The 20,219-nt window shown below is 45.9% G+C and carries 12 protein-coding genes and 1 pseudogene; 6 read left to right on the top strand and 7 right to left on the bottom strand.

Translation table 11 applies throughout. The features are described 5' to 3' along the window. Positions 1-212 precede the first annotated feature (212 nt). Positions 213-1,694 (bottom strand): pitrilysin family protein, encoded by a 1,482-nt coding sequence (locus QUA47_RS10490; protein WP_333430697.1) that lies wholly within the window; start codon positions 1,692-1,694, stop codon positions 213-215. 338 nt (positions 1,695-2,032) lie between these two features. Then, entirely contained in the window at positions 2,033-3,628 is a 1,596-nt protein-coding gene (locus QUA47_RS10485) for a pitrilysin family protein (protein ID WP_333430696.1), read from the bottom strand. 282 nt (positions 3,629-3,910) lie between these two features. Between QUA47_RS10485 and QUA47_RS10480 the strand changes: the two genes are divergently transcribed. Further along, positions 3,911-4,528 (top strand): helix-turn-helix domain-containing protein, encoded by a 618-nt coding sequence (locus QUA47_RS10480; protein ID WP_333430695.1) that lies wholly within the window; start codon positions 3,911-3,913, stop codon positions 4,526-4,528. 111 nt (positions 4,529-4,639) lie between these two features. Here the strand turns inward: QUA47_RS10480 and QUA47_RS10475 are convergent, their stop codons facing one another. Next, the gene (locus QUA47_RS10475; RefSeq protein ID WP_333430694.1) at positions 4,640-5,002 is read right to left on the bottom strand and encodes a hypothetical protein; all 363 of its coding nucleotides are present in this window, start codon (positions 5,000-5,002) and stop codon (positions 4,640-4,642) included. A gap of 75 nt (positions 5,003-5,077) precedes the next feature. Here QUA47_RS10475 and QUA47_RS10470 point away from each other — a divergent pair. Further along, positions 5,078-5,321: pseudogene (locus QUA47_RS10470) on the top strand (TetR/AcrR family transcriptional regulator); the annotation flags it as partial. 58 nt (positions 5,322-5,379) lie between these two features. On the opposite strand, the gene QUA47_RS10465 reads toward QUA47_RS10470, so the two are convergent. Then, positions 5,380-5,742 carry a hypothetical protein gene (locus tag QUA47_RS10465; RefSeq protein WP_333430693.1) on the bottom strand — a complete coding sequence of 121 codons (363 nt, stop codon included), beginning with the start codon at positions 5,740-5,742 and terminating at the stop codon, positions 5,380-5,382. A 120-nt stretch (positions 5,743-5,862) separates the two neighbouring features. Between QUA47_RS10465 and QUA47_RS10460 the strand changes: the two genes are divergently transcribed. Further along, on the top strand, positions 5,863-6,654 hold the full coding sequence (locus tag QUA47_RS10460; RefSeq protein WP_333430692.1) for a cobalamin biosynthesis protein: 792 nt from the start codon (positions 5,863-5,865) through the stop codon (positions 6,652-6,654). Between the two features lie 4 nt (positions 6,655-6,658). On the opposite strand, the gene QUA47_RS10455 is transcribed toward QUA47_RS10460, so the two are convergent. After that, positions 6,659-7,027: a phage holin family protein gene (locus tag QUA47_RS10455; RefSeq protein ID WP_333430691.1), complete on the bottom strand. Its 369-nt coding sequence runs from the start codon at positions 7,025-7,027 to the stop codon at positions 6,659-6,661. A gap of 109 nt (positions 7,028-7,136) precedes the next feature. Here QUA47_RS10455 and QUA47_RS10450 point away from each other — a divergent pair, with 109 nt between their 5' ends. Then, on the top strand, positions 7,137-7,634 hold the full coding sequence (locus tag QUA47_RS10450; protein ID WP_333405352.1) for a pentapeptide repeat-containing protein: 498 nt from the start codon (positions 7,137-7,139) through the stop codon (positions 7,632-7,634). Between the two features lie 147 nt (positions 7,635-7,781). On the opposite strand, the gene QUA47_RS10445 is transcribed toward QUA47_RS10450, so the two are convergent. Next, positions 7,782-9,983 carry a transglycosylase SLT domain-containing protein gene (locus QUA47_RS10445; protein WP_333430690.1) on the bottom strand — a complete coding sequence of 734 codons (2,202 nt, stop codon included), beginning with the start codon at positions 9,981-9,983 and terminating at the stop codon, positions 7,782-7,784. 337 nt (positions 9,984-10,320) lie between these two features. Here QUA47_RS10445 and QUA47_RS10440 point away from each other — a divergent pair, with 337 nt between their 5' ends. Together QUA47_RS10440 and QUA47_RS10435 are read left to right on the top strand one after the other, a co-directional pair. Next, a complete protein-coding gene (locus tag QUA47_RS10440) occupies positions 10,321-11,799 on the top strand; it encodes a leucyl aminopeptidase (protein WP_333430689.1) in 1,479 nt (492 codons plus the stop codon). 413 nt (positions 11,800-12,212) lie between these two features. Then, positions 12,213-14,435: a PAS domain S-box protein gene (locus tag QUA47_RS10435; RefSeq protein WP_333430688.1), complete on the top strand. Its 2,223-nt coding sequence runs from the start codon at positions 12,213-12,215 to the stop codon at positions 14,433-14,435. Between the two features lie 129 nt (positions 14,436-14,564). On the opposite strand, the gene QUA47_RS10430 is transcribed toward QUA47_RS10435, so the two are convergent. After that, positions 14,565-19,940, bottom strand: coding sequence for an AAA family ATPase (locus QUA47_RS10430; RefSeq protein WP_333430687.1), 5,376 nt, complete (start codon positions 19,938-19,940; stop codon positions 14,565-14,567). Positions 19,941-20,219 lie beyond the last annotated feature (279 nt).

Raw genomic sequence — 20,219 nt, 5'->3', positions numbered from 1 at the left:
TGTCGGACGATTAAGCCTCGATCCCCCCTAGCCCCCCTTAATAAGGGGGGGACAAGAATATTCTCAAAGTCCCCCTTCTTAAGGGGGATTTAGGGGGATCTAGACTCAGCTAAAAGCGATATTTATCAAGGGTTTTAGGCTGAAGTTGACACCAATGGGCGAATGCCCGCGCCCCTACCTGAAAACAGAGGAATGCAAGCCTTTGTTACCGATTAAGTCGCCGAGGGAATTGTGATATCAACAGATTGCACTTTGACCGAAGTTCCCAAACTCGATAACGGCGGTTGAATTGCTGCCGTATTTCCCACTACTAATGTTACCAAATTCTCCGGTTTCAAGTAAGTCTTGGCTACGCGCTGCACGTCGGCAATTGTTGCTGCTTCGATGCTGCGGCGGTAGCGAAAAATGAAATCTTCGGGATAGCCGTAGTATTCGTAGCGCATTAATCGCGACAAAGTTTGACTGGGATTTTCAAATTTGAAAATGAAAGAATTCAGGGCGGAATCTTTAGCAAAAGCTAATTCTTCCTGGGTAATTGGTTCGGTGCGGATACGATCGATCTCGGCGCGAATCGCCTGGATAAATGGTACTGTGGCGTCCGATCGCGTTTGGCCTCCAGCGACAAACACCCCCGGATAGTCATATCTCGGACTCCAAGCCGCGTATACTGAATAAGCTAAGCCTTGGCGCGATCGCACGTTATTAAACAAACGGCCACCGAAACCGTTGAGAACCCCGTTCATCACGTCCAAAGTACCGTAATCTGGACTGCTGAGCATTCCGCCCAAATGTCCCATTTGCACGTAACTTTGACTTAACTGCGGCTGATTTACCAAAAATATGCCGCCGCCATTTGCTGGCGATACCGTTGGTAACGCAGGCACTTCTGCACTCTGACTCGGTTGCCAATTGCCGAATTTTTGCTCGATGAGCGATCGCATTTTAGCTGTATCAAAGTCACCAGAAATACCCAAAATCATATTCTTGGGGTGGAAATATTTCTGGTAGAAACTCACCACATCGTCGCGGGAAATATTGGCGAGGGTTTTGTATTCTACTGTGCGCGCGTAAGGACTGCGAGATCCATAAATTAACTTTTCAAACTCGCGGCCGGTAATATCGTTAGGATCGTCATTGCGGCGGGCGATCGCACCTTGAGTTTGGTTCTTCGCTAAATCTAACTTTTCCTGAGCAAATATTGGCTCCCGAATCACTTCCGCAAATAAGTCAAACACGGGTTCCACATCTTCAGCTAAAGCACTAAAATTAGCGCTGCCAGAAGTAACATCAATCCCAGTTTCTACCGACGCTGCTCGCTGTTCTAGCAACTGATTTAATTCATCAGCCGTATGCCGGCTAGTACCGCCAGTTCGCATCACTTCTCCCGTCAAACCTCCCAGCCCGATTTTATCGGCAGGTTCAAAACGCTCGCCCGTGCGAAATAGCGCCGTTCCCCCGACTAACGGGAGTTCCCGGTCTTCCATCAGATACACCCGGATACCATTTTTCAGCTCGAAGCGAGTGTATTTAGGCAGTTTAATTTCTGCCAGCGGGGGAAATGTTAATTCGTCGTAGTGTTTGGGTGCCGCCGCAAAGGAAGGTAACAAATTAAACGTGCCAAGTGAAACAGTAAAAAAGCAAAGCGATAGCAGAAATAACTTTACTTTTTTCAGTCTCAATTTAGTCCTTTTCATTCTTTCTCCTAAGTTTTATATTGTGACAATTCTACAGCGAGGCCTAGCCTCTGGATATGCGTTCCCAGGCTCTACCCAAGCCGTGACAACTTAACGTTAAACCAACCGTCTCTCTTGTTTGTCACGAACTGCCAGATCCCCCCTAACCCCCCTTATTAAGGGGGGGACAAGACTCTTCTCAAAGTCCCCCTTCTTAAGGGGGATTTAGGGGGATCTAGAGTCGAATAAAAGCGACATTTATTATGGGTTTTAGTCTTAAGTTGTCAGGAATGGGCAGAGTCGGGAAACGAGTTTTCCCTCTTCCTTCTTCCTTCTTCCTTCTTCCTTCTTCCTTCTTCTTACAGTGGCAAAAGCTTGCCAATCGTGCGATTTTCCGGGCGGAAAGTGGCCTGAGCGACACGCTGAATGTCAGCCGGAGTAACAGCCGCGATGGCGTCCAATTCCTTGAACAAATTTCGCCACGAACCGGTATTTACTTGATAGTCCACCAGCGAAAATGCCATGCCCATATTAGAATTGAGCGATCGCAATAAATCCGCTCTCGCCTGAGTTTTCACGCGCTCCAATTCCAAAGCAGAAACCGGCTCTGTTTTCAGGCGCTCGATTTCCTTGCTCAAAGCGGAGGCTACTTCATCAACCGTGCGGCCCGGAGCAGTTTGAGCGTAAAATAACATCAAATTCGGATACTTTTCCCCTGGATAACCGCTGGAACCTTGAGCCACCAGCGCCAATTGCTGCTGTTCTACCAAAGATTTGTAAAGTCGAGAAGTGCGGCCATCGCTGAGCAAAGAACCAATCATTTCATAAATCGAATTGTCGGGATGATTCATCGCCGGTTTGTGGTATCCTTCCAAATACCAAGGTTGAGTTTTTAATTGCAGCGTGACTTCCTGAGTTTGCGTTTGGGGAGGTTCGACAATCTGCAATTCGGGAGGGGCTGGTTTGGCCTTGTAACGGCCGAAATAAATTTGAGCGAGTCGCTTCACCTCCGAAGCTTTCACGTCTCCTACCACCGCCACAGTCAGCTTGCTGGGGACGTAGTGAGTCTCGAAAAACTTCTGCACGTCGCTGCGGCTGAGGTTTTTAATGTCTTCAGTGTAGCCAATTACGGGGCGGCGGTAGGGATGAGCAGAGAAAGCTTTGTTGGCAAAAACTTCAACCATTTGTCCGATCGGAGAATTCTCGGTTCGCAGCCTGCGCTCTTCTAAAATTACCTGTTTTTCTTTGTAAAATTCCCGAAATACTGGTTCTAGAAATCGCTCGGATTCCAGCGACATCCACATTTCTAACTTATTAGCTGGAAGGCTGTAAAAATACATTGTGGCGTCGGCGGAAGTAGCGGCATTTAGTCCGACTCCGCCTGCTTGTTCCACTATTTTGCCGAGTTCATTGCGCTTGACAAATTGCGAAGCTTCGGCTTCAACTTTGTCAAATTCTGCTTTTAATGTGGCGACTTCTTGAGTTTTGCCGCTGGCCTTGGCTGCTTGCATTTGCTCGAAGAGTTGGTCTTGTTTTTCTAGCAGCGGCTTTTCGGCTTGGTAGTCGGTAGTGCCGATTTTTGGCGTGCCTTTGAAGGCTAAATGTTCGAGATAGTGAGCGACACCTGTTTGACCGTCGGGTTCGTTTGCGCCACCGACATCGGCGTGAATCAGAAACGATGCTACGGGCGCTCTGGGCCTTTCGAGTACGATGAATTTCATGCCGTTGTCGAGCTTAAATTCGCTGACTTGCCTGATTACTCGATCGAGTGATGGTTGAACAGAGACTGCTTGGGAGCCGCTAGCCGGGTTGGGGCGGGCGAGGGCGATTTCGGGGGAAAGTCCCCACCACAGCAGTACAGCGGCCAGCAGGGAGGCTATGAATCGAGTTTGGCGATCGGGCGATTCCCTACGGGATAGCTTCGCTTTACGGGGTTTTTGGAACTGCGGGGTCATTCGATTTTAGATTTTAGATTTTAGATTTTGGAGTGTCAAACAAAAAAATGTTTGTGCTCGGTGGCCAGGGATTCTTTTCTCAGGATAAAGATTTTTGGAGGCATAAGCGATCTGTTGCGCTGCAGATGTTACGCTGATACAGCAAATCTCAAAAAGGGTCTGGAGTTGAGCCAGGAGTTTTAAGTTTGGGATAAAAGCCGCGCACAACTTAAAACTTAACATTATTTAGCCCTTCAGTCCCGAACCCGTAGTTCCAAGTCGCCAATTACCGATTGCAAAGCCATGCGAATTTTTAATCAGTCTCCTCCTTCTGAAACAGAAACCAAGAAGCGGATTTTACAAGCCGCTCAGCGGTTGTTTGCCCGCAGCGGATACGACGGCACGACAACTCGCGATTTAGCAGCGGCGGCGGGGGTGGCCGAGGGTACGCTATTTCGGCATTTTGATAATAAAAAAGCGATTTTGATTGAGGTGGCGACGGAAGGATGGGTGGAGTTGCTGACGGATTTGCTGACTGAATTAAGCGAGATGGGCAGTTACAAAGCAGTGGCTCAGGTGATGCGGCGGCGGATGCTGAATATCCGCGAGAATAGCGACATGATGCGGGTGTGTTTTTTGGAGGCACAATTTCACCCGGATTTGCGCGACAGAATTCAGTTGGAAGTCATCGGAAAAATGAGCGAGGTGGCGGAGGCTTTTTTTGAAACGGCGATGGAAAAAGGAGTTTATCGGAAGATGAATCCGAAGATTGTCGCTCAGGTATTTTTGGGAATGTTTGCAGTCGCGGGTTTCAGTCAAAATACAATTATGGAGCCGAATGCTTCACCGCAGCAAATGCAGGAAATGGCTGAAGGACTCGCAGATATTTTTCTGAATGGGGTTTTAGTCAAGGATGAATAATTAGTCATTAGTCATTGGTCATTAGTCATTTGTTGGTTATTATTTGTGCGTTAGTGGTTATTGGTTATAATAACCACTAACCACCAACCCCTCACACTCACCAATCACCAGTTACTCTATAAACTCGTACATTTGCTGTACCCAATTCTCTCGATTTTCCTGCCATTCATCCGTCATTACTTCCCAAGTTGTATTGCTTTCAAGTTCCAGCAGTAGACTTGATACTTCTTCAAGCGTCGATGCTATATGACCTTCTTTTATCCAACTTTCACGGATCATTTTCCAGAGACTTTGTACCGCTTCTCGCTGATAATTTGATTCTAATTCAACTAGCAATTTGGCTAGGTGGTTTTCGTCAAAGGTGGCTGACACCTCCCTCATCCAACAGTTGCGACGTTCTTTCCATTCTTCCGTCACTGCATCCCCGTTTAAGTGGGCTTGAAACTCTAACAGTAATTGGTTTAGTTCTACCATATTAAATTTTGTCTTGTTTGCAGTTTGTGCTATATTTGTACAAATATTAGTGATTTAGACTGTTGTTTTTTTATAATGAGCGATGTGGCGGAGGCTTTATTTGGAAACGGCGATGGACAAACAAGTTTATCCAAAGATGAATCCGAAAATTGTCGCTCAGGTATTGGTGGGAATGTTTGCAGTCGCGCCCTTCAGTCAAAATACGATTATGGAGCCGAATGCTTCTCGGCAGCAAATACAGGAAATGGCTGAAGGACTCGCTGATCTTTTTCTGAATGGGGTTTGGCAGAAAGATGAAGAATTAGTCATTACTCATTAGTCATTGGGAAATTTTAGAGCCTGAAAACGCAATATCTACAGGCTCTGACTCGTCGAAACTACTCGTTAAAAGTGTGCATTTGCTGTACCCAAGTTGCGCGATTCTGCTGCCATTCATCAGCCATAGCTTCCGAATTTATATTGGTTTCAAGTTCCAGCAATAAACTTGATACTTCTTGAACAATCGATGCTGCCAGACATTCTTCTACCCAACTTTCCCGGCGCTCTTGCCACTGAATATCCACCGATTCCCACTGCAAGTTAGATTCCAATTCAACTAGCAATTCTGCTAGATATGTCAGGTTAACTGATGCTGCCGCATCGCTAACCCAACTTTCCCGGCGTTCTGTCCATTCTTCTATAAGTCCTTCCCATTTGAGGTTGCTTTCAAGCTCTAACAGTAACTGATTTAGTTCTACCATCTTAAATGTCGGATTTGTTGTAGTTTGCGCTACAATTATACCAAGATTTTCAATAAACAGAGTGTTAATTTTTTTTTTAGATTGCGGTCGCAGTGAAACTACAGAAGAGATAACTGAATAATGAGCGATGAATTTACTTTAGATATGCTAGACATTCCCAGCGGTTGGAGGCGGGGCGAAGGTGACTGGACAGGAGTGGCGGCGGCTATGGCTAGAGGGGAAACTGTCGAAGTAATTCAAGAAGTGGGTTCTACTTTGTGGCAAAACAGTCTGCCAGAAAAACATTCTTTGTATTGGGATGGGGAAAATCTATCAACTATCAAAGCCCGAATTTGGATTAGTTTCACGCAGAGAAGATTTTCGCCGGAATCTGCTTTGCCAAAGGTTCAGTGGCATCCGAGAGTGTTGTGGATAGGGATAGGTTGCGAACGCGGAACAGAGAGAGAATTAATCGAAACAGCGATTAAACAAGTATGCCGTGCTTATCATTTAGCCGAAAGTGCGATCGCAGGTATTGCTACAATAGACACTAAAGCAGGTGAAGTCGGCTTGTTAGAACTTTGTCAAGAGCGAAACTGGCCGTTAAAAACCTTTGCGGCTGAAATTTTAAGTTCCGTAGAAGTCCCCAATCCTTCAAATATTGCAGCAAAAGCAGTCGGGACGCCCAGCGTAGCAGAAGCTGCGGCACTTTGTGCAGTTAGAGAAGAAAATTTAACCGCAGATGAACGCGAATTAACGCAGATATCCATCAATCATCAGCGTCCATCTGCGTTAATCTGCGGTTCAAATCCCCTCTTAGTCCCTAAACAAATATTTCGCAGCAAAAATCCCCCCCTTTCACAAGGAGGGGTTAGGGCGGGTTCTGCGGTAACAGTAGCGGTTGCAGTTTGCCCGATCGAGTATCTGGGATAATGTATTACTGAGACAAAGTATTGGCATTCACAAATCGACCAATCAACCCAGAAACAAATGACAACACAATGGAACCACACACAGCCGGCCAAAAACCGTTAACCTCAAAGCCGATATTGAACGCACCCGCTAACCAGGAAGCCAGGGAAAGCGAAATTGCATTCACAACAAACAAAAACAAACCTAAAGTAATAATCGTCAAAGGCAGCGTCAGCAATGTAATAATCGGTTTGACAACCGCGTTCACCAATCCGATAACAACAGCAGCCAGCATCGCCGCCGGAAAGCTAACCACCGCCATACCTGGTACAATGTTAGCGGTAATGATTAGCGAAACCGCTGCTACTATCCAAGTTAAGAAAAAACTTAGCATATCTTTTTTTCCATCTCCATCACTATTAATTAAGATTGTAACTGTTTAGTCGATCGACCAAAGTTCGGCATACACTACGAAATACCCACCTTGCGAGAATATCAGACTTATGAAACTCCGGCAACTAGCAGCATTCCTTTTGGCGCTAACTATCTTCATCCTGCCGCAGCCAGCCCAGGCTCAATCTAAATATTACGCTCCGCCGTTGTCCTTTAGCAACGCCGAACTGACAAGACGCGATTTTTCCGGTCAAATGCTGCGGGCTGCCGAGTTTTCTAACGCTAATATGGACTTGACTAATTTTTCTAATGCCGATTTGCAGGGAGCAATTATGAGCGCTTCGGTGATGACTCAGGCGAATTTGCACGGAGCAAATTTAACTAATGCCATGATAGATCAAGTTAAATTTACTAATGCCGATTTAAGTGATGCCATTTTAGCGGAAACAATTTTGCTGCGTTCTACTTTTGAGGGGGTTGATATTACCGGCGCTGACTTTACCGACGCAATTATGGACGGCTCACAAATTAAAGAATTGTGCACAAAAGCCAGCGGTATTAATTCTCAAACAGGGATTTCTACTCGTGATTCCTTGGGATGCCGCTGATTTATTCTATCATTCCATAATTTCAATTTCTGGAAGATTAGTAGGGGCGGGCTAGAAGCCCACCTACAAAATCAATACACAAAATAAATTTGTTTGTGGAACGGGCCGGAGAGTCCGTTCCTGAAAGCTTAGCCTACACCAAATTTACTAAGGCTTTGCTTTTTTCTGAGCAGCCGCATAATGCTCACTCATTAACTGATTAACTTCTGGATTGTAAATCCGCAGATAATTCCAGTAATTCTCAAACACCGATTTTACGTATCCTTTCGTTTCAGGAAACGGAATCTTTTCCGCAAAAGCATCCGGGTCACTAAAATTAAACCTCTTCAACCAATCTGATACTGCAGTTGGCCCGGCATTATAACTCGCCACAGCTAACATCGAGTTATTCTTGTACTCGTCGTGAGTGTGATCCAAATACCACGTACCGAGTTTAACGTTGTCGTCCACATTCTCCAATGAATACTTTTTTAGACTGACTTGAGAGGCAACCCAAGCTGCTGTTTCCGGCATTACTTGCATTAAACCAGTGGCGCCAACTGAGGATTTGATGGCGGGCATAAACCGCGATTCTTGCCGGATTAATGCTGTTACTAATACAGGATTTATTTTGCGTTCTTGCGACCATTTGACGATGGTTTCTAAGTAAGGAAAAGGATAAAGTGCTTGCCAATAAATCGGTTGCTGTCTGAGTTCCCGGTATTGGGCTCTATCATCTGGTTTGTCTCGCTGCCGCAAACTACCAACCATCCACAAACCGTCTAAATTGTCTCCGACTCCTACTCGCATTAAACCATCGGTAAACTGTTCCGCAATACTTGGTTCTACGCGGTCGATAAATTCTATTTGCCACAGCGTCCAAGCATCTCTATCTTGACCTAATTGATAGAGTTCTTTCAACGCAGGAGAACCCGCAGTTGGTTCGGGGCGCTGAGGCGGTCGGACTACATTGGGAGACAAATCTCGGACTGTGGTAAAGTCGCCGACGGGCCAGCCAAGAAGTACAGCCGATCGCCACGCAAAATATGATTCGGGATAACGTAAGATAGTGTACTCAAATGCAGTCTTGGCGTCTTGTTGGCGGCCGAGTTGCTGTGCCCATTTTCCGACCCAAAATGCTGCTTCTGGAGCTTGTTCGCTGTCGGGATTGTGGGTGGTTAATTCTCTTGCCCACTGCCAAGCTGATTTTAAATCTCCGCCTTTGGCAAACTGCTGGGCGATCGTCCACCGCAATTCGCCGGCTTTATCAGAATTGTTGTATTTTGTCAAGAGCAACTTGCGGGTATCTGAGGCGGATTGACCGCTGCGTGCTTTGTCGAGAAGTTGGGATTTATCTAACAAAGCTTCGGGGGCATAATTGGGGAATTTGCTAATAACTCGATCGAGATAAACCATCGCATCCTTTGGATCGCTCAGCCGCGACAGCCGAATTAAACCCAAACCAGTATCTTCGGCATCGGGAAACTCGCGCACTAATTCTTGATAGGCAATTCTCGATTCCGGGATTTTTCCGTCGAGCCACAAACCGCGAGCTTTTCGGTAAAGATTTTTGGCGTTGCGGGGGGCTTTCCCGTAAGCAATAGCTCCTTTGCCGTAATCTTGTTTTTCCCAATAGCCAAAGGCAATTTCTTCCCAATCTTCCGGTTTTAAAGTGGCGCTGTTTCGCTGCACCAGTTGTTCCAAAATTGTCCCGTAGTCTTTGACATAATGACCGTATTTTGCTACGAGCAGCATCAACTGCGGCTGATTGGGATTTTCTTTTAACTTGCCGAGGGCAATTTCTACGCTGCGGGGATGACCCGGAAATTCTGTAATTGCCTGTTGCCAATATTCCGGTTTTGACTTGCCTAAAACATATAAGGCTTCTGCTGCTACGGGGTCGCTCGGATAGTTTTTGAGCAGTTCCTGCCAAGCTTTTTGGGCTTTGCCTTTGTCGCCGCTCAATTGGTAAGCTTGCGCTCTTTTTAGGGCAATGTGAGCAGCTAAAACCGGATATTCTTGCTCTAATTTGTCCAATAACTTTAATGCTTTGGCCGCATTTCCTTGTTGGATTAAATCGCTGGCAAGCAGGTACCGAGCGCGGCTTTGAGGGGAGATTTGCTGCTGCGGGTTCGTACTTGCAGACTGACTGGCTGCGAGTTCAACTAATTTCGCCGATCGCTCGCTCGGTGACAGCGACACCAGCATCTTGACTTGCGATTCGGAATTCGCTGCCTCCAGGGACTGCTCGGCCTTCTGGAATGAGCCCAAACCCATCCATTTCATCGCAGCAACCAAAGAGCCGATCGCAATAACGCAAACTGAAACGCTGATTAAAACAGAAAATCGGGCCCGGCGTCGTTTTAGCATGGGAAAATTTAACAGAATAACAATAGATAACCGATCGTTTGTCAAAAGCCATCACAGGCAGGATGGGTGTTCCACGCCCTCACAGGCAGGATACCTGTTTAACGAGAAATAAATGTTAAGAGTGGGGCGCGCCGTTTGGCCCGACCCCAAAACAGATTATTGAGATTGGCGCGAGATCCGATCGCAGGCGGACTTGGCTGATATAGTAGCAGAATTTATTTTGATGTGGAGCGGAAAATTTTTGCGATCGATCTATTTACCCGCACCAACGAAAAACCACAAACCACCAAGTACAAAGTACAATCTAAAATCTAAAATCTAAAGTGTAAATCAAAACATGGAATTTCTAGTCACCGATACGCCCCGCTCTGTTTGGACCGGAGACGCCTTGGCAATTGGTCTATTTGAGGACGCCCTGGAACTCACCGGCGAGCTGGCACAATTAGATGAAAAGCTGGCAGGCACTTTGAAAGAGCTGCTACTGGAAGTAGATTTTAAGGGCAAAGTAGGCACGAGCGCCATCACCCGTGTCGGCGGCAATAATCCCATTCGCAAAATTGCGATCGTCGGTTTGGGCAAAACAGAGGACTTAAAATTAGACACCGTGCGGCAAGCAGCAGGCGTTTGCGCCAAGTTAGCCAAAAAAGAGAAATGCAAAACCCTCGGAATTAGCTTTCCGGTGTGGAAAAACGCACCGGATGTTACAGCAAGCGCGATCGCCGAAGGTGTAGAACTCTCCTTGAATCAAGACAACCGTTTCAAATCGGAACATGAAGACAAAAGCCCGCAACTCGAACAAATTCATTTGCTCGGTTTTGCCGGTACCGAAAGTGCGATCGCCCGCGCCCGCCAAATCACTGCAGGAGTCATTTTAGCACGGGAATTAGTCGCAGCCCCGGCAAATTTTGTCACCCCGATTACCATGGCAGAAACTGCTCAAAGTCTGGCTGCCGAATGCGGTTTAGAATTAGAAATATTGGAGCGGGAAGACTGTGAAAAACTAGGCATGGGAGCCTTTCTCGGCGTAGCCCTAGCATCGGATTTACCACCAAAATTCATCCATTTAACTTACAAACCCGAAGGCACACCGCGCCGTAAAATAGCTATTGTGGGCAAAGGATTGACCTTTGATTCTGGGGGCTTGAACATCAAAGGTGCGGGCAGCGGCATTGAAATGATGAAAATAGATATGGGCGGCGCTGCCGCTACTTTGGGAGCGGCAAAGGCGATCGGACACATCAAACCCGATGTGGAAGTTCACTTTATCAGCGCCGTCACTGAAAACATGATCAGCGGCCGCGCCATGCGCCCTGGAGACATCCTTACAGCTTCCAACGGCAAAACAATTGAAGTCAACAATACCGACGCAGAAGGCCGTTTAACCCTGGCTGATGCTTTGGTATTTGCTGATAAATTGGGAGTTGACGCGATTGTCGATTTAGCAACTCTAACCGGGGCCTGCGTAATTGCTTTAGGCGACGATATCGCGGGTTTGTGGAGTCCTCAAGATAGCGTCGCCGCCGAAATAGTCGCCGCCTCAGAATTGGCAGGCGAAAAATTTTGGCGAATGCCGATGGAAGAAAAATATTTTGAGGGCTTGAAAGCATTGCACGCCGACATGAAAAACACAGGCCCGCGTCCGGGCGGTTCGATTACGGCGGCGCTATTTTTGAAGCAGTTTGTAAAGGATACTGCATGGGCGCATTTAGATATTGCCGGCCCGGTTTGGAGTGACAAAGAAAATGGCTACAATGGCCCTGGGGCTACCGGTTTTGGAGTTCGGACTTTGGTGCATTGGGCGCTGGGCGGCGCTTAAGTGTGGATTTCGAGCGCATAAATTGAGATTTTCTCTGCCTTAAAAGTCTGCTAGTCCATGAGAGAGCCTGGGGTTTAAGACCCCAGGCTCACAGCTTAAGTCATCTAAAAGCAAACTTAATAACGATCATTAAAAATTTAAATGTTTCAGAAGCCATAAGGAGGCGAACCTATCTATTCCCTCACTGCGAGGAACGTAAGCGTTGCGAGCAGTGACGATCGGCATTGCTCATACTTGGGATAAAGCTTCGTTCCCGGGGCCAAACCTCGACAGTTTTGACATTCGCTGAAAAAATAGCGGTTTCAGAAAAAATGAAAAAAGTATATAATTATGTAAATATTTCACTAGCCAAAATCAAATAATTAGATTTGATCGGATTTGCATTGGTACAGATAATTTTTTTCTTGAACTTCATGCAAGAACAATTAACAATTTTTTTTTCACCACTTGCTGTATCTTCGGCACTCGGGTGCAATGCGGTGCCGGAGTTGCGACTGTACGCTGTTTTTGACTCGCTGACGGCACTGGCTTATTGCTCGATCGCCCTATCTTTAGTTTATTTTACCCGCCAAGGTTCTCACCGCAGGATTTTCCGGGTTTTTGCCGTTGTTTTTTTTGTCTGGGGCGCGGCTAAATTGACAGAAGTTTGGACGCTTTGGCATTCCATATATTGGCTGTCGGTAACTCTCAAAGCTACAAGTGCTTCGATTTCTTGGCTTTTAGCCGCAGTCGCCCTCGCCCTGATGCCGAAAGCACTTGCCGAGTCTGGTTTCAATCAAAGAGAAAAATTTCAACAACAGTCGTTAAAACAGGTAGAAGAAAATCAGCACCAGCATGATATCGAGAAAGGAGAATTGGCAAAACAATCGATCGATCTTTACCCTTCAGATACTATTGTCGATCGCACTTTAGCTCTCAATTCGCTTAACGAACAGTTAGAAAAAGAAATTGCCGATCGCCAACGGGTTGAGGAAAAGTTGCAACTGACTCAATTTGCGATCGACCGATCTGCAGATGCGATATTCTGGATCGGGCCCGACGGTAAATTTTTGTACGTCAACGACGCTGCTTGCACTTCATTGGGATATTCTGCCACTGAATTGCTCTCGATGACCGTGCACGACATCAATCCAGATTTCCCCCAAACTGCTTGGAGTTTGCACTGGAAAGTCTTAAAACGCTGCGGTTCGGTTAATATTGAAGTTCACCACCTCACTAAGTACGGTCGCATTTTTCCGGTAGAAATTACGATCAACCATTTGGAATTTAACGGCAAAGAATATCAGTGCGCGTTTGCTCGCGATATTAGCGAGCGCAAGCGGATTGAGGCCGCTTTGCGAGAAAGGGAAGAAGAATTTAGGTCATTAGTTTCTAGCATTCCCGGTGCGGTTTACCGATGCAGTGCTGCTGGGCGATCGAGCTTAACTTTTATCAGCAGTGGCATCGAAGCTATTTCTGGCTATCCCGCAGCTAACTTTATGCAAAAACCGGTGCAGGCTTTTCCGAGTATAGTTCATCCCGATGACGCTGAGCACATCGAGACAATTATCGATCGGGCTATTAAGACAAAACAACCTTACATCATCGAATATCGCCTAATTCACTGCGACGGAAATGTGCGGTGGGTTGCAGAGAAAGGTCAAGCCATTTTCAACGCAGACGGTGAAGTTTTATCCCTCAACGGCGCCATTTTTGACATGACAGAGCGCAAAGCAGCCGAGGATGCTTTGCGGCTCTCCGAGGCGATCGCCAACAACAGAGCCCAGCAGCTAGAAATCGCTCTCAAAGAACTTCGAGAAACTCAAGCTCACCTAATTCATACCGAAAAAATGTCAAGTCTCGGTCAAATGGTAGCTGGAGTAGCTCACGAAATTAATAACCCTGTCAGTTTTATCTACGGCAATATTTCCTACGCCACCCAATATATCCGAGACTTGTTGCAGCTTGTAGAACTTTACCAAAAACACTATCCTCAGCCCGTGGTAGAAATTCGACAATGTATTGACAATATCGATTTAGAATTTATGACAGAAGATTTACTAAAAATATTATCTTCGATGAAAATGGGAGCCGATCGCATTCGCGAAATAGTTCTGAGTTTGCGAAACTTCTCGCGTTTAGACGACTCGGTAAAAAAACTTACTAACCTTCACGAAGGCATAGATAATACCCTCTTAATATTGCACAACAAACTCCGAGCCAGAGGCGACTATCCAGAAATAAAAATAATCAAAGATTACGGTCAACTCCCTTTAATAGAATGTTATGCAGGTCAGCTCAATCAGGTATTTATGAATCTGCTTAGCAACAGTATTGACGCCTTGGAAGATGCTTGCAACCAAAAAAGGCGCTCTGCAGCCGGCGGCGACGATTGGAAACCAACTATTAGGATTCGCACAGAAGCCCTGAACGAAAATAGTATTTGCATCCGCATTGCCGATAATGCGATCGGCATGACAGAAGACGTGCGGAGCCGATTGTTCGATCCGTTTTTCACGACTAAACCGATGGGAAAAGGCACGGGTTTGGGGTTAGCCATCAGTTACCGAATTGTCGCGGAAAAACACGCCGGAGCCTTGAGCTGCTGTTCCACCGTAGGAGAAGGTACGGAATTTGCGATCGAGATTCCTTTATAAATTAGTGCAACGGAAGTATCAATAATTTGGCCGAAGTTATCGCTCACTATAAATTGTAAAGTGGGGTGTAAAAAACTTTTAATTTTCCAGAAAAATCCAAAAATTGGCTATAAATTACCTAGGTAATAATCAACATGGCAGTGAAATGGTAAATTCTGTACCTCGACCTAAAGTTGAGTAGACTTCTAGCATACCGCCGTGTTTCTCAACTACAATCTGCCGCGCGATCGCCAAACCCAATCCCGTGCCTTTACCCACACCTTTAGTTGTAAATAAGTGGTCAAAAATATGACCTTTTATCTCATCGGATATCCCTGGCCCGTTGTCAGAAATGCGAATATTCACCCAATCCTTAGACTTCATTTCTGTCCGAATCGTGATGCAATGGGCTGGGGCTTTAGTCTTCTCTAAACTCGGTTCCCGCTTTGATTCTTCCAGTGCATCAATGGCATTGGCTAATATATTCATAAACACCTGATTTAATTGTCCGGGGAAGCAATCAACTGATGGCAAGTTCCCGTACTCTTTCACAACTTCAATCGCTGGACGCTGTTCGTTCGCTTTCAATCTATGTTTTAGAATCAAAATCGTACTGTTAATTCCGTCATGAATATTGAAAGGAACTTTGTAATCTTTGTCGGAGCGGGAGAAGGTACGAAGACTGGTGCTGATACCTTGAATGCGATCGCACCCGATTTGCATCGAATTCAACATTTTGGGTAAATCTTCTAAGAGATATTCGATATCGCTCTCTTCAGCTTTTTCTTCAATCTCCTCACCCGGACTGGGAAATTTTTCTTTATAGAGTTGCAAGTATTCTGTAATATCCTTGACGGCGGCGATCGCTTCATGAATATTACCAGAAATAAATCCGACTGGATTATTAATTTCATGGGCAACCCCGGCCACTAAATTCCCCAAAGCCGACATTTTTTCGCTCTGCACTAATTGCAGTTGAGATTGTTCCACCTGGTGAGCGTAGTCCTGGGCTTGCTGATACAATCGCGCATTTTCTAGGGAAATGGCAGCCTGGGTGCAGAGGAAGTTGAGGATGAGGAGACGATCGCGAGTAAACACTCCTTTTGTCGAGCTATGTTCCAGATAAAGTATCGCAACTAAGTTCCCGCGATCGAGAATCGGAGTACATAGCATACTCTGAGAGTGATACTGGAGCGTACAGTCATTCATTAAACCCGGAATATCGGTCTTGCCACCTTCAATTACCACAGTTTCCAGGGTGTGTTTGACATAATAAACCAGCTTGAGCGGAATCACCGCCGAGCCATCTAGAGGTTGGGTTTGCAGCAGGGTTGTGGGTGGTTGGTTATCTGGATTGATGTGAGTTATTGCCCGGATTTGCCATTCCTTCTGATGGGGGAGTAGCAAAGCACAAGTTTCTGCCCCAGAAGTTTTCAAAATAATTTGGTTGAGGGTATCGAGTAATTCATCAAGCTGAATTTTACTGGATAAAGCTTGAGCAGCTTGCATAATAGATGCGAAATCAAGGGCATCGGAAATACTCGTGCTACTGGTGGTGGAAGTGTGCGAAGAGTGGCTAATCGTTGCCAGCGTCTCTAGAGGATTAAAGCGAAGTGTGGGCGGATTCAGGATAGGCTGAAGTAATTGGGGATACCTTTTTTCTAAGTCTTCAACCTTGGCTAGTGCACCCCAACGGGCATAACAGTAATATGCCTCCTGCATATAGCTGGCGGCGACTTTTTCTTTGCTCCAATCAAGGTAGAATTTTGCGGCGAGTTCGTTGGCTAATGCTTCCTCTTGGATATAACCGTTTTCCTTGGCTCCTTTAATTGCTATATCGTAAAATTCTATAGCTTCTGTTTTGCGAGCAAGAACGCGATTTTTTTCAGCTTCAACTAAATGATATTTGTGCAAGTAATTCATGGGGCCATAATCTGCCCAGTCTTTGAGCTTGGCTTGATTTTCTTCCATTCGCTGCCATCGCGGCTCCGACTGGGACATCGATTCCGACCTAGTGGCCAGCACGTTCAGAGAATCATAGAAGTAGAAGATCGGTTCAACAATACTTCCCATCCCTCCAGCCAAATAGTGTCGCGTTTGAGCGGCATCGTGTTCTGCTTTAGCAAAGTCTTCCAACCAGTAATTCAATGTGAATCGATACAGGTAAAAGAAGGATAGCCGGTAAAAATCGACTTTTGCCTGAGCCAGGACTTTTTCTTCATAGTCATCCTGGCGTAAAGGAATCTCGTCCTCTGACTGACCCAAGAGAATTTGAGCAGCCTGCAAGTACGCCAACACACAGTTTGCTGCTGTGACTTGGTGGAGGTCGCACAACTGTTGGTAATAGGCGCGAATTTGCGGTTCGAGTTCAGCCAGCGGTTGACCGTACCAATAAGCATTGAAGCAGTACAACTGGGCGTCGTAGCCCATAAATTCGAGATTGCCTGTTTCTAATCCAGCTTGATAGCCATCGAGAAGAATCGGCAGCGTTTCTTGCAAATGGATCGTCCAAGAACCCACATAGGCCCCCATTAACATGGCGGTTGCGGCTCGAATGTTTTTGGCATCGGGTTCTAAGGCGAGTTGGTATCCTAATTGCCCAAATTGAGGCACCATTGTCATGTCGCCCCACAGCATCCTCAGTTGGAAGGCGTAACCCACGTAGCAAAAAGCGGAAACCGGACTATTGCCAAATTGAATGGACAACTTGGCTTGGAGCGCCACTACCAGGAAATAGAGCTTTGTTCCTGACATATAACAGACGGGTGTCAGCCGAGCCGCATTTTGCATAATGGCTAATTGCTGGGGATCGGTCATTTTCGGCAGATGAATGAATGACTCAATGGAGCGACCCTCAATTAAGGCATCAATTTCTTGCTTCACCTGCCGAATATCGTCTAGGGTTGGTTCATCTGGCAGATTCACACCCAACATTTGGAAGACTGATTGACCGATCGCGATCGCCTCGACAAATTTATTGTGGGCTACCAACGCCTGGATTTTAACTTGATAGACTTGCACCTGTTCTAAAGGTGTTTTCGCACGATCGATCACCGCTTCAATCCAGTGGTGCATCTGCTCAAAATCGCCTGCCAAGAAAGCCACCTCGGCAGCTAAGTCGTGCAGGGATAGGGTCATTTCGTAATGCCGTTCCCAAGCGTCTGTTCCCAGCAGTTGCAGCCCCACTGTGGCATATTCGCGGGCTGCTTGATAGGCAGTTGCCGATCTCGCTTTGCGGCAAGCAATCAGGTTGAGTTGTGCTAAATCGTATCGTTCTGTTTTTTCGACAACCAGCGTCGTGCCGTAATTTAATTGATTGACTAATTCAAAAATGCGTTCTTCTCTAGCTTCTGGTGAAATCTGTTGCAGCAGCAGTTGCCCGATTTGATAATGGGCGAGCGCGCGATCGCTTTCGGGAATCAAAGAATAAGCCGCTTGTTGGACGCGATCGTGCAAGAAGCGATAGACAACTGTTTGAGAAGTACCTCGATCGATATTTTCTTCTTCCCCTACATAAAATTTATAAATCTCACTCTGAGGTAAAACAAAACCTTCCTGTAAAGTTTTCCACAAAGCCGTGGCCGTTCCCGTCTCCGAGATTTCCGAAACAATTGCTAATGTTGTCAGATCGAACTGATTGCCAATGCAAGCGGCTAATTTTAAAACCTCCTGAGTTTCTACTGGCAATTTCTGTAACTGCTGCGCCATGAATTCAACTACGTCATCCGTCAGTGCTGCTTCGGTAATTTTGCTAATACAGCACTGCCAATATCCTGCTTTAACATCAAAAATAATCAACTCATCTTGATGCAATGCCTTGAGAAACTGCGTCGCAAAAAATGGGTTTCCTTTTGTCTTCTTATACACCAATTCAGTCAGCGGTTCTGCTAACTTAGGAGAACAAGTCAGCGTATCTGCTACTAATTGATTCAAACTGGATCGAGCCAGAGGTGCTAGTGTAATGGTATTGACTATTGCCCCGATTTTTGTGACTTCATCTAAAGTCAACATTAAGGGATGAGCAGGGGAAACTTCATTGTCTCGATAGGCTCCAATTAGTAGCAGGTGACTGGACTGGGATTCACCTATAAGCAACTGCATCAACTTTAAAGATGCTGAATCTGCCCACTGCAAATCATCCAGAAACATCACTAAGGGATGCTCTTTTGTGGTAAAAACAGAGATAAATTTTTGGAACAGTAAATTGAACCGATTTTGAGCAGCACTCCCTGACAATTCTGGGGCTGGGGGTTGTTGCCCGATAATCCGTTCTAGTTCGGGAATGACTTCAATAATGACTTGTCCGTTGTCACCAAGGGCTGCTAAAATTTTGGTTTTCCATGCTTGGAGTTGGAGATCGCTTTCACTGAGCAATTGTGTCATTAAATCGCGGAATGCTTGCACAAATGCCGAAAAGGGAATATTGCGATTGAACTGGTCAAATTTACCTTTAATGAAATAGCCATGCTGTCGGACAATGGGTTTTTGAACTTCATTAACCACAACGGTTTTTCCTATGCCGGAAAAGCCTGCAACGAGCATCATTTCGCTGTTGCCTTGTGCTACTCGTTCAAAGGCTTCTAAAAGTTGCTGTATTTCTCGTTCTCGACCGTAGAGTTTTTCGGGGATGAGGAAGCGATCGCATACATCCCGCGTTCCTAACTCAAAAGTTTCAATCTTTCCAGTTGCTTGGTACTGCTGCAAACACCCTTCTAAGTCATACTTCAATCCCCTGGCACTTTGATAGCGCTGTTCGGCATTCTTTGCCATCAGCTTCATCACCATATCCGAAACCACCTGCGGGATTTCTTTGCTGTTTATTGCAGGAGGCTGTTTGGCAATATGGCAGTGAACCAACTCCATCGGGTCGTCACATTCAAATGGCAGTTTTCCTGTCAGCAGTTCGTAAAAGGTAGCTCCCAGAGAATAAAAGTCAGTGCGGTAGTCGATGCCTCGGTTCATTCTTCCGGTTTGTTCGGGAGAAATATAGGCGAGGGTTCCCTCTAAGATGTTGGGATTTTGAATTTCTTGAGTTTCTCTCGGAAGTAGGGAGGCGATGCTAAAGTCAATCAGTTTGACTTGTTTGGTTTCGGGATGTATTAGGAGGTTAGCTGGCTTAATATCTTTGTGGATGACTCTGTTTCGGTACAGTCCGTCAAGAATGTCAGTTATTTGAATAACAATTTCCAAGATTTCTGCCAGAGTCAGCGCTTGCTCTTGGGCGTAGTCTCGCAGAGAAATGCCGCCAAAATCCTCCATTACTAGGGCATAGCTGTGGCGATAGGAGTCCAAATTGTAGGGTTCAACGACTCCAGGCAGACGTAGATTTTTGGCGATGGTATACTGGTTGCGGAATTGCAGCAGTTCGCTGAAGCTGGGGTAGTCTCGATTTAATAGTTTAATGACAACCGGAAGCTGATCTGTTTCTCGGATAGCTCGATAAACTAGGGTTCTGGAACCACTGTATAATTGCTCAACCAGATGATATCCTGAAACTCGCTTCGTCAAATCCACTGCAGCACTCATCGGGATTACCCCATCTCAGACATTGACTATTGTAACTAATTATACACTTTTATTTATCTAGTCTGAGGAAAATAAAACTGCGAAATCCCCAGCCTACAGACTCTACCGCTTTTATTCTTTTTCACTTTTGAAGAGAAAGATGGCGATCTATCAAGATAGTCTTAGGGAGCATCTCAATGAAAGCAGCCAAGCCCAAAATTGGAGTTTTGAGGCAGGAGACAGGAGGCAGGAGGCAGGAGGAAAGAAGAAGAAGGAAGGAGCCAGAAGAAGTGTTTTTAC

It is taken from the genome of Microcoleus sp. MON2_D5, from assembly GCF_036701905.1.
Taxonomy (GTDB): Bacteria; Cyanobacteriota; Cyanobacteriia; order Cyanobacteriales; family Microcoleaceae; genus Microcoleus.
The sequence above is the reverse complement of the archived record's forward strand: the minus strand, read 5'-3'. Positions and strand labels throughout refer to the sequence as shown.

What these genes read in the sequence shown, in the direction of transcription:
- QUA47_RS10490 (WP_333430697.1), bottom strand. Translation starts at nt 1,694, where the DNA reads ATGAAAAGGACTAAATTGAGACTGAAAAAAGTAAAGTTATTTCTGCTA.
- QUA47_RS10485 (WP_333430696.1), bottom strand. Translation starts at nt 3,628, where the DNA reads ATGACCCCGCAGTTCCAAAAACCCCGTAAAGCGAAGCTATCCCGTAGG.
- QUA47_RS10480 (WP_333430695.1), top strand. Translation starts at nt 3,911, where the DNA reads ATGCGAATTTTTAATCAGTCTCCTCCTTCTGAAACAGAAACCAAGAAG.
- QUA47_RS10475 (WP_333430694.1), bottom strand. Translation starts at nt 5,002, where the DNA reads ATGGTAGAACTAAACCAATTACTGTTAGAGTTTCAAGCCCACTTAAAC.
- QUA47_RS10465 (WP_333430693.1), bottom strand. Translation starts at nt 5,742, where the DNA reads ATGGTAGAACTAAATCAGTTACTGTTAGAGCTTGAAAGCAACCTCAAA.
- QUA47_RS10460 (WP_333430692.1), top strand. Translation starts at nt 5,863, where the DNA reads ATGAGCGATGAATTTACTTTAGATATGCTAGACATTCCCAGCGGTTGG.
- QUA47_RS10455 (WP_333430691.1), bottom strand. Translation starts at nt 7,027, where the DNA reads ATGCTAAGTTTTTTCTTAACTTGGATAGTAGCAGCGGTTTCGCTAATC.
- QUA47_RS10450 (WP_333405352.1), top strand. Translation starts at nt 7,137, where the DNA reads ATGAAACTCCGGCAACTAGCAGCATTCCTTTTGGCGCTAACTATCTTC.
- QUA47_RS10445 (WP_333430690.1), bottom strand. Translation starts at nt 9,983, where the DNA reads ATGCTAAAACGACGCCGGGCCCGATTTTCTGTTTTAATCAGCGTTTCA.
- QUA47_RS10440 (WP_333430689.1), top strand. Translation starts at nt 10,321, where the DNA reads ATGGAATTTCTAGTCACCGATACGCCCCGCTCTGTTTGGACCGGAGAC.
- QUA47_RS10435 (WP_333430688.1), top strand. Translation starts at nt 12,213, where the DNA reads ATGCAAGAACAATTAACAATTTTTTTTTCACCACTTGCTGTATCTTCG.
- QUA47_RS10430 (WP_333430687.1), bottom strand. Translation starts at nt 19,940, where the DNA reads ATGAGTGCTGCAGTGGATTTGACGAAGCGAGTTTCAGGATATCATCTG.